This window comes from Solirubrobacter deserti (assembly GCF_027587175.1).
Classification (GTDB): domain Bacteria; phylum Actinomycetota; class Thermoleophilia; order Solirubrobacterales; family Solirubrobacteraceae; genus Solirubrobacter; species Solirubrobacter deserti.
This window is the reverse complement of the sequence record NZ_JAPCID010000093.1, coordinates 1-12,838: the sequence shown is the minus strand read 5'-3', so window position 1 is coordinate 12,838 and position 12,838 is coordinate 1. Positions and strand designations below refer to the sequence as shown.

9 protein-coding genes are annotated in these 12,838 nt (G+C 71.7%); 3 read left to right on the top strand and 6 right to left on the bottom strand.

Annotation, left to right across the window (positions count from 1 at the left end):
• Nucleotides 1-202: 202 nt before the first annotated feature.
• The gene (locus OJ962_RS33570; protein ID WP_202953842.1) at nt 203-1,804 is read right to left on the bottom strand and encodes a choice-of-anchor A family protein; all 1,602 of its coding nucleotides are present in this window, start codon (nt 1,802-1,804) and stop codon (nt 203-205) included.
• Between the two features lie 112 nt (nt 1,805-1,916).
• Here OJ962_RS33570 and OJ962_RS33565 point away from each other — a divergent pair, with 112 nt between their 5' ends.
• Entirely contained in the window at nt 1,917-3,743 is a 1,827-nt protein-coding gene (locus OJ962_RS33565) for a methyl-accepting chemotaxis protein (RefSeq protein WP_202953841.1), read from the top strand.
• A gap of 63 nt (nt 3,744-3,806) precedes the next feature.
• On the opposite strand, the gene clpX is transcribed toward OJ962_RS33565, so the two are convergent.
• From clpX to tig, 3 genes are all read right to left on the bottom strand, one after another.
• Nucleotides 3,807-5,075: an ATP-dependent Clp protease ATP-binding subunit ClpX gene (clpX, locus tag OJ962_RS33560; RefSeq protein WP_202953840.1), complete on the bottom strand. Its 1,269-nt coding sequence runs from the start codon at nt 5,073-5,075 to the stop codon at nt 3,807-3,809.
• 9 nt (nt 5,076-5,084) lie between these two features.
• Nucleotides 5,085-5,669 carry an ATP-dependent Clp endopeptidase proteolytic subunit ClpP gene (clpP, locus tag OJ962_RS33555; RefSeq protein WP_202953839.1) on the bottom strand — a complete coding sequence of 195 codons (585 nt, stop codon included), beginning with the start codon at nt 5,667-5,669 and terminating at the stop codon, nt 5,085-5,087.
• A 138-nt stretch (nt 5,670-5,807) separates the two neighbouring features.
• Nucleotides 5,808-7,127 carry a trigger factor gene (gene tig, locus OJ962_RS33550; protein ID WP_202953838.1) on the bottom strand — a complete coding sequence of 440 codons (1,320 nt, stop codon included), beginning with the start codon at nt 7,125-7,127 and terminating at the stop codon, nt 5,808-5,810.
• A gap of 188 nt (nt 7,128-7,315) precedes the next feature.
• On the opposite strand from tig, the gene OJ962_RS33545 reads away from it, so the two are divergent.
• Complete coding sequence (locus OJ962_RS33545) at nt 7,316-9,166, top strand: methyl-accepting chemotaxis protein (RefSeq protein WP_202953837.1); 1,851 nt, start codon at nt 7,316-7,318, stop codon at nt 9,164-9,166.
• Here the strand turns inward: OJ962_RS33545 and OJ962_RS33540 are convergent.
• Complete coding sequence (locus OJ962_RS33540) at nt 9,163-9,765, bottom strand: TetR/AcrR family transcriptional regulator (protein ID WP_202953836.1); 603 nt, start codon at nt 9,763-9,765, stop codon at nt 9,163-9,165. The two genes, OJ962_RS33545 and OJ962_RS33540, sit on opposite strands and share 4 nt — an antisense overlap.
• Before the next feature lie 84 nt (nt 9,766-9,849).
• On the opposite strand from OJ962_RS33540, the gene OJ962_RS33535 reads away from it, so the two are divergent.
• Entirely contained in the window at nt 9,850-11,988 is a 2,139-nt protein-coding gene (locus OJ962_RS33535) for an ATP-dependent helicase (RefSeq protein ID WP_202953835.1), read from the top strand.
• Between the two features lie 196 nt (nt 11,989-12,184).
• On the opposite strand, the gene OJ962_RS33530 is transcribed toward OJ962_RS33535, so the two are convergent.
• On the bottom strand, nt 12,185-12,838 hold a 654-nt coding region (locus OJ962_RS33530; RefSeq protein ID WP_270006920.1), incomplete at its 5' end, for a hypothetical protein.

Sequence of the window (12,838 nt, the reverse complement as noted above, 5' to 3'; positions counted from 1 at the left end):
GCCCTCTCCTTGCCACACAGACCGCCTTGCCTCCGATCCCACTGGGCCGGGCGGGGGGGGGCGGCCGGCCCCACGCCCCGGACGGCAGCCGGCGCCACGCCGTGAGCGGCCGCAGGCGAGGTCGCCGGGGTCCACGCCGGTGCCGCGCCGACGGCTCCCGCCCACGCGGCCGCGGTGGCCGCGGCCACCGCCGCGCGACGCATCACCCGGTCACGCCGCCGCCGGACGGCCGGACGGGCCGCACCTCCACCTGGGCGCGGTTCGTGCGGCGGCCTCCGACACGGCTTGTCACCGCGGCGAGGTTCGTGAGCCTTCCGCTCGCGGTGCGGGACACGCGCAGCCACACGAAGCCCTCGCGCTGGCCGGTCAGGTGCGGGATGACGACACACAGGCGGCCGCGGCGATACACCACCCGCACGCTGGCGCGGACGAAGACCAGCCCGCGTGGGACGACGTCGCAGACGACGACGTCGTCGGCGACGTCGGTGCCCAGGTTGGTGACCCGGATCCGGAACTTGACGACCTGGCCGGCGCGCACCCGGCGCCGGTCGACGGCCCGGTTGCCCGGGGTCATGACCTTCTTGCAGACGTCGACCTGGGCGTCGGCGCCCTCGACGATGACCCTCCCGGGCGTCTCCCCGGGCCCGAGCGGCTCGTTCGGCGCGTGCTCCTGGGGCGTCGGCGTCGGCGTGACGAACGGGAGCGGGGTCGGCGTGGGCAGCGGCGTCGGCCGCGGCGTGACGGTCGGCGTGGGCGTCGGGCTGGGCGTCAGTGTCGGCGACGGGGAAGCCGTTGGCGAGACCGTCGGGATCTCGGTCGGCGTGGGCGTCGGCGTGCCGGTCGGCGTCGGCGTCGGCGACGGCGTCGGGCAGGGCGTCGGGTCGGGCAGGCAGGGGTTCGGCGGGTTGACGCCGATCTCGCCCGTCCCGCTCAGGGACTCGGCCGCGATCGAGCCGAAGATGTGCTGGTAGGTCAGGCCCACGTGGGCGCGCGGCGCGAGCACCGAGCCCTGCCAGGCGGTACCCGGCGGGCCGAGCGTCACCGACGACTCGTTCGGGAAATTCCAGAGCAGCGCGCGACGGCGCGCCTCGAGGTCCGCGTTCTGCGCCGGGTTGCCGACCTGCACGAAGTCGGTGGCCTCGTCCCAGATGAACATGCCGCCCTCGAAGTGGTTGACGAACGATCCGCCGCTGACGTTGATCAGCGTCGTCGCTCCGTCCGGCACGCGCAGGTACAGCGCGCGGGCCCGCTCGGCCTCGGCGGCGGTGAGGTTGAAGACATTCCGGGTCGTATCGGTGCCGGTGAGACGCAGCGCGTAGCCGTCGAACGCCACATCGCCCTGGTTATCGAGCCCGGCCCAGGAGACCGAGCGGATCAGGAGCCCGTCGAACAGCGCGTCGAGGTCGAACGGCGGCGCCGCCCGCGTCACGGTGCCGTTCGGCACCCTGAAGCCGGCCGGCGTGATCGTGCCGCCGTAGGTGACGCTTCCGTTGTTGACGCCGGCGTTGACCAGCGTGAGGTCGCCGCCGACCGCCAGGTCGACCCGGGACGGGTCGACCGGCAGCTTCGTGGCGACGCCGGCGTTCGTCAGCCGCGCATGGCCGCCGGCGACGACGCGCCCGTCGGCCTCGGTGTTGGACTCAGCGAAGTCGCCGCGGGTGACGACCGAGTAGGCGGGGACGGGTCCGAGCGGGCGCTCCATGCAGTCGTCGTCCTGCCGGACCGCCCCCACCGTCGCCGCACGGGGCGCACTGACCGCGACCACCGCTCCGAGCAGCAACGCCAACACCGCGAGCCATCGCATTGACAGGACGCTGACCGAAAGGCGGGTGAACGCACTTCACCCACTGAGGACTAACCGGATTCGGCCGATCAGATGAGCAACGTCCCTTCGATGGAAGACCCCTGCCAGCCGTATGAGATTCACGATCAAGACAAAGCTGTTCGCGGCCTTCGCCGCAGTGCTCGCCCTGATGGCGCTGCTCGGCTGGACCGCCGTCAGCGGCACGAGCCAGATGAGCGCCGACACCGAGGTCTTCGACGAGAAGATGCTCCCCTCCGCCCGCACCGTGGGCGAGCTCAAGAACCAGACCGGCAAGTTCCGCCGGGATCAGCTGCGCTACGTCGCCGCCACCCCGGGCGAGGCCCGTACCGGCGTCGCCGAGGACCTCGCCGAGGATGTCGAGACGATCGAGGGCCTGATCAGCGGCTACCAGGACAAGCTGCTGACGGGCGCCGAGGACCGCCGCGCGCTCGACGCCTTCATCGGCATCTGGAAGCAGTACCAGTCAGCGTCCACCGACCTACCCGCTCTCGCGGACGCGGGCGACTCCGACGCCGCGCTCGCCCTCATCAACGACGGCGCGGGCGACAAGGCCTGGGACGACACCAAGGCCGCGCTGACCGCGCTCGACGAGGTCAACGAGCGGTTCGCGAACACCACGATCGCCCAGGTCCGCGGCGACGCCGACTCGACGCGCACGTTCGCGCTCGTGCTGCTCGCCCTGGCGCTCGCGATCTCGATCGCCCTTGTCTGGTGGCTCGCTCGCTCGCTGTCCAGCGGGGCCGGGCGCCTCGTGACGGCCGCGCGCGGGATCGCCGAGGGCGACGTCGACCAGAACGTCGCGATCAAGAGCAACGACGAGCTCGGCGACGCCGGGCGCGAGTTCGAGCGCATGATCGCCTACCTCCAGGACGCGGCCGCGACCGCCGACCGCATCGCCGCCGGCGACCTCACGCACGAGATCACGCCGCGCGGCGAGAACGACGCGCTCGGCCAGAGCCTGCGCCGCATGTCCGACCAGCTGCGCGAGACGCTCGGCGCCGTCGCCGGCTCGGCCACGACTGTTGCCTCCGCCTCCCAGCAGATGGCCGCCACGTCCGACGAGACCGGCCGCGCCGTGGGTGAGATCGCCGGCGCGATCTCGAACATCGCCGCGGGCGCCGAGCGCCAGCTGCACTCGGTCGAGAGCACGCGTCAGATGATCGCCGAGGTCGCCGCCGGCGTCGGCGAGTCCGCCGCCGCCGCGCAGGAGACCGCCGCCGCCGTCAACGACGCGGCCTCCGTCGCCCAGGAGGGCGTCGGCGCCGCCGAGCACGCCACCGCCGCGATGCACGCGGTGCGCGAGTCCGCCACCGAGGCCGCCGTCGCCATCCGCGACCTGGGCGCGCGCTCGGAGCAGATCGGTGGGATCGTCTCCACCATCACCGGCCTGGCCGAGCAGACCAACCTGCTCGCGCTCAACGCCGCGATCGAGGCCGCCCGCGCCGGCGAGCAGGGCAAGGGCTTCGCCGTCGTCGCCGAGGAGGTCCGCAAGCTGGCCGAGGAGTCCCAGGCCGCCGCGGCCACCATCGCCGGCCTGATCGAGCAGATGCAGGGCGACACGCGCAAGGTCGTCGGCGTCGTCGAGCAGGCGAGCGCGCGCACCGAGGAGGGTGCCGCGACCGTCGAGCAGGCGCGCGAGGCGTTCCTCGCCATCGGCCAGGCCGTGGACGGCATGACCGCGCGCGTCGAGGCCATCGTCGGCGTCGCCGACCGCATCGCCGCGGACGCCGGCTCGATGGAGCAGGGCATCGGCGAGGTCAGCCTGCTCGCGCAGGAGTCCTCCGCCAGCACCGAGCAGGTCTCCGCCTCCACCCAGGAGACGTCGGCCTCCACGCAGGAGATCGCGGCCTCCGCGGCGTCGCTCAGCGACACCGCGCGCGAGCTCGAGCAGATCGTCGGCCGCTTCCAGCTCGCGTAACGAGCCGCGAAGGTCGGATGATCGGGGTGGGGCGGCGGGGCTGCCCCACCTTCGCGTTCTCCGTTACGCCGACTTGGCGGCGGGCGGCTCTTCGCCCGGCGCCTCGGTGACGAGCGTCGGCTTGACGCCGCGCTCCACCGTCTCCTTGGTCACGACGCACTTCTTGACGTCGCGCCGGGAGGGCAGCTCGAACTGCACCTCCAGGAGGATCTCCTCGATGATCGAGCGCAGGCCGCGGGCGCCGGTGTCGCGCTCCAGGGCCTTGTTGGCCACGGCGCGCAGGGCGTCGGCGGAGAACACGAGCTCGATTCCGTCGAAGCTGAAGAAGCGCTGGAACTGCTTGACGATCGCGTTCCGCGGCTCGGTCAGGATCGTGATCAGATCCTCGCGCGAGAGCTGGTGCACGGCGCTGGACACCGGCAGGCGCCCGATGAACTCCGGGATCAGCCCGTAGTGCATCAGGTCCTCGGGCAGCGTCTGCTCGAACAGCTCGCCCAGGTCCCGTTCGGACTTGGACTCGATCTGCGACGCGAAGCCGACGCCCTTGTGGCCGATCCGGCGCTCGATGACCTTGTCCAGGTTCGCGAACGCGCCGCCGCAGATGAACAGGATGTTCGTCGTGTCGATCGTGAGGAACTCCTGGTGGGGGTGCTTGCGCCCGCCCTGCGGCGGCACGGAAGCGGTCGTCCCCTCCAGGATCTTCAGCAGCGCCTGCTGGACGCCCTCGCCGGACACGTCGCGCGTGATCGACGGGTTGTCGGCCTTGCGGGCGATCTTGTCGACCTCGTCGATGTAGATGATCCCGGTCTCGGCCTTCTTGACGTCGTAGTCGGCCGCCTGGATGAGCTTCAGGAGGATGTTCTCGACGTCCTCGCCGACGTAACCGGCCTCGGTCAGGGCGGTCGCGTCGGCGATCGCGAACGGGACGTTGAGGATGCGGGCGAGCGTCTGCGCGAGCAACGTCTTGCCGCAGCCCGTCGGGCCGAGCAGCAGGATGTTGGACTTCTGCAGCTCGATGTCCGTGTCGTCGGACTGCATCATCTGCACGCGCTTGTAGTGGTTGTAGACCGCTACCGACAGCGTGCGCTTGGCCTGCTCCTGCCCGACGACGTACTCGTTGAGGACGCCGTAGATCTCCTTCGGCTTCGGCAGGTTGTCGATGTCGAAGGTGGGCGGAGCCGTCAGCTCCTCATCGATGATCTCGTTGCAGAGATCGATGCACTCGTCGCAGATGTAGACGCCGGGCCCCGCGATCAGCTTCTTGACCTGCCGCTGCGACTTGCCGCAGAAGGAGCAGAGGAGCTGCTCGTTGGAGTCCGTCGGGCGCGCCATGAGACCAGGCTAGTGCTCGGAGATCACCCGGTCGATGATGCCGTACTCCTTGGCCTCCTCCGAGGTCATGAAGTAGTCACGCTCGGTGTCGCCCTTGACCTTCTCGATCGACTGGCCGGTCGACTCGGCGATGATCTCGTCGAGCTTGCGGCGCAGCTCGATGACCTCGCGGGCGTGGATCTCGATGTCCGTGGCCTGACCCTGGAAGCCCGAGGACACCTGGTGGATCAGGATCTTGGCGTTGGGGAGCGCCATGCGCTTGCCCTTGGCCCCGCCGGTCAGCAGCAGCGCGCCCATCGACATCGCGATGCCGACGCAGATCGTCGACACGTCCGGCTTGATGAAGTTCATCGTGTCGTAGATCGCGAGGCCCGCGTACACCGACCCGCCAGGCGAGTTGATGTAGAGCGAGATGTCCTTGTCGGGGTCCTCGGACTCCAGGTGCAGGAGCTGGGCCACGATCAAGTTCGCGATCTGGTCGTCCACGGGGGTCCCGAGGAAGATGATGCGCTCGTTCAGGAGGCGGGAGTAGATGTCGAACGCACGCTCTCCACGAGACGTCTGCTCGACAACCATCGGTACGAGTGGGCTCACGGTCCTCGCTTCTTATCGCTTCGAACGCTCGAATCCTTCAGATGGTCGACAGCCCGTGCCATCCACTCGGCCGAAGACTAGCAACGGCATCGCGTGGGCCGACCCGGGTCGTTCGACCAGGATGTGAGCGTTGTGTGATCAGGAATCTGACGCAGTGGCCGGAACCGGCTTGGCCGACTCCACCACGATGTCCCACGCCTTGCGCTGGGACAGGTCGTCCTTGAGGCTGTCCAGGCGCCCGTTCTTGCGCAGGCGCTCCAGCAGCTTCTCGGGCTTGACGCGCTCGGGGCCGGCGGCCTCGGACACGGCCTCGAGCATCTCCTCCTCGGAGGGCTCGATCTGCTCGGCCTCGACGATCGCGGCCAGCACGGCCTCGCGCCGCAGCGCGATGTCGGCGTCCGGCTTGGCCTTCTCGATCGTCTCCTCCTCGGTCGAGTTGGAGAGGCGCAGGTAGGTCGCGCGGTCGATGCCCTGGTGCGAGAGCGAGTGGAGCATGGAGTCCCACATCTCGCGCGCACGAGCCTCGACGAGCGCGTCCGGCACCTCGATCGTGGCGGCTTCGACGGCGGCGTCCAGGGCGGCCTCGCGGAACTCGGCCTCGGCGCGCTGGGATTCGTTCTCCGACAGGCGCGAGCGGATGTCCTCGCGCAGCTCGTCGAGTGTGTCGAAGCCGGCCTCGACGGCCAGGTCGTCGTCGAGCGCGGGCAGCTGCTTGGCCTTGACCTCGCGCACGGTGACCTTGAACAGGGCCTCCTGCCCGGCCAGCTCGGTCGCGGGATAGTCCTCGGGGAAGGTGATCGTCACGTCGCGGTCCTCGCCGCCGACGGCGCCCTCGAGCTGCTCCTCGAAGCCGGGCACGAGGCGGCCCGAACCGAGCTCGATCATCTGGTCGCGGCCCTCGCCGCCGGCGAACGGCTCACCGTCGACGGAGCCGACGAAGTCCATCACCACGTAGTCGCCGCGCTGGGCCTGGCGGTCGACGGTGTCGAGCTTCGCCGCGCGCTCGCGCAGGCGGTCGACCTCCTCGTCGATCTGCTCGTCGGGCACGCCCGGCTCACGCTTGGCGACCTCGAGCCCCTTGTACTCGCCGAGCTCGGCCTTCGGGCGCACGCCGATCTCGATCGAGAACTTCAGCGGCTCGCCCTCCTTGGGCAGCTCGCTCAGATCCACCTCGGGCTCGCCGACCGGCACCACGTGCGCGTCGTCGATCGCGGCGCGGTACCACGCACCCAGCGATTCACGCACCGCTTCGTCGAGCACCGCCTCCCGGCCGACGCGCTTGATCACGACGGGCGCCGGGGCCTTGCCGGCGCGGAAGCCCGGGACGCGGATGCTGCGAGCGAGGAGCTTGGCCGCCTGGGTCATACGGCGCTCGACCTCGGCGGGGCCGACTTCGGCGTCTACGCGAACGCGTGACTCGGGGAGCTCGGTGAGGGTGGTGCTGATGTCGGTAGCCATGAAATCGGCGGTCAACGATACAAAGCAGGCGTATGGCAGAGCGCCTTGCCGCCTGGCTGGTCACCGGTCCCGTCGGACACCTCGCGTCGGCAGTCGCCGATTGGGCGGTGCTCATCTGGCGGGCAAAGATTCGGCAAAGATGAGATCTCCCTCATCAAGCCCCGATCCGTCAGGCCGATGACAGGACTATGTCGCGCCTCTCAAACCTCCCGATCGCCGCCCGGCTGGGGGCCGGTTTCGGACTTCTCGCCGTCGCCATGCTCGCGATCACCCTGACCGCAATGCAAGCGTTCGGGACGTTCCGTGACGACGCGCAGCGGCTCTCGGACCGCGACGTCCGCTCGTTGGCCGCCGCCGGCTCGCTCGCGCAGGATCTCCAGGGCGTCGGTCGTGAGACCGTCGAGCACCTCTACGTCTATGACGGAGACCTCGAGACGCAGGACGAGCTCCAGGCGACCATCGAACAGATGTCCAAGGAGGCGCGCGTCGAATCCACGACGCTCACCGAGCTCCTGAAGGGCACGCCCGCGGGCGATCAGGCGGCGAAGATCCTCAAGGACTCCACCGCGTGGGGCGCCCTCGTGACCGAGGCGGTCAAGCGCTCGCGTCAGGAGACGGTGGACAACGTGGAGGAGCGCGACGGCTCGCGCACCCTGTACGTCGAGCAGATCAGCCCGCAGACCGACGCGCTCGCCAAGCAGATCGTCACCCTGCAGGGCACCGTCAGCAAGGGCACCGACGCGGCGGCCGACGCCGTCGCCGCCCGCGCCGGCTCGACCTCGCGCACGCTGCTGATCGTCCTGATCGTCGCGCTGCTGGTCGCGACCGCCATCGCGGTCCTGATCACGCGCAGCGTCGTCGGCCCGGTGCGCGCCCTGATGGCGCGTCTGCGCGGCCTCGAGGAGCAGGACCTGACGTCGCTGACGAGCGGCCTCGAAGCCGCCGCCGCCGGTGACTTCACGCACGAGGCGTCGCTGACGACCGAGCCGATCGACGTCTCCTCGCGCGACGAGGTCGGCCAGCTCGCCACCACCTTCAACGCCATGCTGGCCAAGGCCGACCGCTCGATCTCCGCCTACGGCGCGATGCGCGAGCAGCTCGGCAACCTGATCGGCGAGGTCACCAAGTCCGCCGAGTCGGTCAGCGCCGCCTCCCAGCAGGTCGCTTCGTCCTCGGACGAGGCCGGCCGCGCCGCGGGCGAGATCGCCCACGCCGTCAACGACGTCGCGCAGGGCGCCGAGCGCCAGGTGCGCATGGTCGAGTCCACGCGGCTCGCCGTGCAGGAGGCCTCGGCCGCGGCCGCCGCCTCTTCCGGCACGGCCTCCGAGACGGCCCGCGCGGCCGCCGAGGCACGCGACATGGCCCGCGAGGGCGTCGCCGCCGCCGAGTCCGCCACGGACGCCATCCGCTCCGTCGCCGCCGCCTCGGCGTCGGTGGGCGCGGCGATCGAGGACCTCTCGTCGCGCTCGGAGCGCATCGGCGGCATCGTCAGCACGATCACGGCGCTGGCCGAGCAGACCAACCTGCTCGCGCTCAACGCCGCCATCGAGGCCGCGCGGGCCGGCGAGCAGGGCCGCGGGTTCGCGGTCGTCGCCGAGGAGGTGCGCAAGCTGGCCGAGGAGTCGCAGGTCGCGGCCGCCGAGATCTCCGCCCTCATCGGCGAGATGCAGGCGCAGACGCGCGAGGTCGTGGGCGTCGTCGCCAACGGCGCCGCGCGCACCGAGGAAGGCGTGCACACCGTCGAGCAGACGCGTGATGCGTTCCTGCGCATCGACGCCGCCGTCGAGGGCGTCGGCCACCGGATCGCGGAGATCGCGACCTCGGTCGAGCAGATCGCCGCCGACTCGGCCCGCGCCGAGGGCGACGTCAGCGAGGTCGCAGCGGTCGCCGAGGAGTCCTCGGCCTCCGCCGAGCAGGTGTCGGCCTCCACGCAGGAGACGTCGGCGTCGACGCAGGAGATCGCGGCGAGCGCGAACGACCTGGCGCGCACGGCCGAGGAGCTCAACGCCCTCGTCGCCCACTTCAAGGTGACGGTCTAACGGTCGAGTCGCGGCGGCAACTGGGTCGCCGCCGCCGGGCGCATCGCGTCCAGCATCAAGCTGAGGTAGCGGCGCCAGTCCTCCACGGGCTGGCCGCCGGAGAACTCGCGGGTGGTCGCGCCGATCATCCGGAAGATCTGCAGCAGGTCGTCGGCCGCGAGATCGTCTCGCACCACGCCGGCGGCCTGCGCGCGTTCCAGCGGGCCGGCCGCGGCCTTGCGGAAGCGCGCGCTCTGCTCGGCCGTGGTGACCTTGGAGCCCACGCGGGACACGACGTCGTAGAAGCCCTGGTTGTCGGCCTGCATGACGGCGCACGTGTTCAGGAAGCGCACGAACGCCTGCCCCGGCTGATCGCCCTCGAGCGCCTCCGCGGAGACGCGCTCGAACTCGAGCAGGATGTCCTCGAAGATGGCGCACACGAGCGCCTCCTTCGTCGGGAAGCGGCGGTAGAGCGTGCCCTTGCCGACGCCTGCGCGGCGGGCGATCTCCTCGACCCCCACGTCGAGCCCGGCCTCGGCGAAGGCCATCCGCGCGGCGTCCAGGACGCGGGCGCGGTTACGAGCAGCATCGGCCCTCAGCGGGCGAACATGGGCCTCCATCGCCGACGATCCTATTACCGGTCAGGGGATGTGCGCTAGGGCTTCAATGGAGTCGTCCGGACCGCCACGTAGCGTGAGGCCGAAATGGCGGCGGTTGCGGGAACGAACGAGCGGCACTGGCTGGACGAGCTCAACGAGCAGCAGCGGGCGGCGGCGACGCACCGCGGCGGGCCGCTGCTGATCCTCGCGGGCGCGGGCACGGGCAAGACGACGACGCTGTGCACGCGCGTCGCGTGGCTGGTGTCCGAGGGCATACCGTCAGAGCGCATCCTGCTGTTGACGTTCACCCGCCGCGCCGCGCGGGAGATGCTGCAGCGGGCGCGCGCATTGGTGCCGGGCTCCTCGCGCGTGCTCGGTGGGACGTTCCATTCGGTGGCGCACCGCTTGGTGCGGCGGCACGCTTCCGCCCTCGGCCTGCCACCGGGGTTCGGCGTGCTGGACGCCGGTGATGCGGCCGATGTGCTCGACCTGCTGCGCGTCGAGGCCGGGCACGGGTCGGCGCGCGGGTCGCGGTTCCCGAAGAAGGGCACCCTGCTGGACCTCTACTCGCGCACGGTGAACGCGCAGGCGCCGCTGTCGGGCGTGATCGCGGAGCACTTCCCGTGGGTGGACGAGCACCGCGAGGCGATCTCGGCGCTGTTTCGCGAGTACACGGTCCGCAAGCGCGAGCTGGGCGTGATCGACCTGGACGACCTGCTGCTCATGTGGCGGGCGCTGGCGCGCGACGAGGTGATCGGGCCGCGGCTGGCGTCGTCGTTCGACCACGTCCTGATCGACGAGTACCAAGACGTCAACGGCCTGCAGGTGGACCTCGCGCGGGCGCTGGGCGGCTACGGCTGCGAGGTGACGGCGGTCGGCGACGACTTCCAGGCGATCTACGGCTTCCGGTCGGCGAGCGCCGCGCACATCCTCGACTTCCCGTCGCACTTCGAGGGGACCCGCGTGGTCACGCTGGAGCACAACTACCGCTCCACCCAGCCCGTGCTGGACGCGGCGAACGCGGTCGCGGCGCAGGCGTCGCGCGCGTTCCCCAAGCGCCTGCGGGCGGACCGTCCGGGCGGCGTGCGCCCGCGGGTCGTGTGGCTGCGCGACGAGGGCGCGCAGGCCGAGGAGGTTGCCTCGCGCGTGCTGGAGGCGCGCGAGAACGGGTCGGACCTGCGCTCGCAGGCGGTGCTCATGCGCACCTCGCACGACTCCGACCTGCTGGAGCTCGAGCTGCATCGCCGGCGGATTCCGTTCGTCAAGTACGGCGGCCTGAAGTACCTCGAGGCCGCGCACGTCAAGGACTTCGTCGCGCTGCTGCGCCTGGCCGACAACGGCGCGGACGACATCGCGTGGTTCCGCGTGCTGCAGCTGGTCGAAGGGCTCGGCCCGGCGAGCGCGCGCAAGGCGATCGGGTTGATGGCGGGCGCCGAGCCGGCGGATCCCGAGGCGGAGCTCGAGGAAGGCGCGGCGAGCTTCCGGCGCGGCCTCTCCGCCTCCGCGCGCGAGGAGGCCGGCGAGGGGCGCCTCGCCGCGGTCCCGGACCGGCTCGCGGAGTGGTACACGGCGCGCCAGGTCATCCCGGAGCGCGCCCGCGCGAGCGCGGACGAGCTGGTCGCGGCGCTCATCGTCGCGCGTGACGAGCAGCGTCCCGGCGTGCGCGCCGAGGCCCTGCGCGACGTGCTCGCGCCGCTCGTGAAGGCCCGCTACCCGGACGGCGCCGTGCGCGTCGAGGACCTCGACCAGCTCGTCGCCGCCGCCCACCAGGCCAACGACCCGCGCCACTTCGTGGCCGAGCTCGTGCTGGATCCGCCGCAGTCGAGCGCCGATCTCGCGCAGCCGCCGCACCTGGACGAGGACTACCTGACGATTTCCACCATCCACTCCGCCAAGGGCCTGGAGTGGGACCACGTGCACGTCCTCGCCGTGTACGACGGCAACTTCCCGGCCTGCATGTCCGCGGGCACGAGCGAGCAGATCGACGAGGAGCGCCGCCTGCTCTACGTCGCCATGACCCGCGCCCGGCGGACGCTGTCGATGTACGTCCCGGTTCGCTACCACCACCGCCCGCGCGGGATCGACGACGCGCACGGGTACGGCAAGGCGTCGCGGTTCCTCACGGACGAGGTGCTCGGGTGCTGCGACGTCACGCGGCTGCCGGATGATCCGCTGAACCCGCGTGGCGCGCCCGTCGTCACCGCCCGGCGGCTGAGCGTGTCGCCGGACGCGCTGTTCGACTAGCCGCGTCGCGCACAGCAGCGACCTGCGCCCGGAGTCGCGCGCCGCGCCCCGTCGTCGCGGTCCTCGCGCGCGCCCAGGGGCCGAGAAGTCCTGCAGCTCGATCGACGCTGAAGGGTCGCTCGGCAGTGGTCATCTCCAGGGCGCATCGGCACTCCTGGCAGCTTCGCCCAGCGCGCGAGGTTCGCGTTGCGGACCGTCAGGTCCGCAACGCCGCCGCGAGCCGGCGCGCCTCACGCACGTCGGCGTCCCCGCCCCGCAGCGCGACCGCCGAGAACGCGCGCAGCTCGTCGCCCGCCTGGCGCACCTGCTGGCCGATCTCCTCGAAGAGCATCCGCACGTGCTGCGTGTCGTCGGCCCGCGCCGCCTCGATCCGGCCCTGCAACTCGAGGAAGCGCAGCGTCTTGAGGTGCTCCTCGACCGCGTGCGACCGCGCCGCCAGGGCACCGAGCGCCGCGTCGAGCGCGGCCGCCCCGTCGGCGACGGCGTCGAGGGTGTTCGCCAGCGGCTCCGCGACGAACGGCGCGGCCGGCAGCGCCTCCGCCTGCAGCAGGCCCGCGGCGACCCGCACGCTCGCGGCCTCGAGCGCCGCCGCAGCCTGCTCGATCTCGCCCCCGAGCGCGAGGATGTCCGGCCCGGCCGCGTCCGAGCGCGTCTTCATCAACCCCGCCACGGCGCCGATCGCGGCCGCGTCCCGCACCCGGTGCGCGGCGAGGATCGCGTTGAGCGAGAACAGCCGGATCGACTCCGCCAGCTCCTCGACGAACCCGGAGCTGCGCCGCAGCGCGTCCGCGAGCGAGCCGTGCGCGGCCAGTCGCCCCGCGAGGGCGTGAAGCAGCGCGGCGACGGCCGC

Coding starts and splice junctions, on each gene's coding strand:
- OJ962_RS33570 (WP_202953842.1), bottom strand. CDS start 1,804: ATGCGATGGCTCGCGGTGTTGGCGTTGCTGCTCGGAGCGGTGGTCGCG.
- OJ962_RS33565 (WP_202953841.1), top strand. CDS start 1,917: ATGAGATTCACGATCAAGACAAAGCTGTTCGCGGCCTTCGCCGCAGTG.
- clpX (WP_202953840.1), bottom strand. CDS start 5,075: ATGGCGCGCCCGACGGACTCCAACGAGCAGCTCCTCTGCTCCTTCTGC.
- tig (WP_202953838.1), bottom strand. CDS start 7,127: ATGGCTACCGACATCAGCACCACCCTCACCGAGCTCCCCGAGTCACGC.
- OJ962_RS33545 (WP_202953837.1), top strand. CDS start 7,316: ATGTCGCGCCTCTCAAACCTCCCGATCGCCGCCCGGCTGGGGGCCGGT.
- OJ962_RS33540 (WP_202953836.1), bottom strand. CDS start 9,765: ATGGAGGCCCATGTTCGCCCGCTGAGGGCCGATGCTGCTCGTAACCGC.
- OJ962_RS33535 (WP_202953835.1), top strand. CDS start 9,850: ATGGCGGCGGTTGCGGGAACGAACGAGCGGCACTGGCTGGACGAGCTC.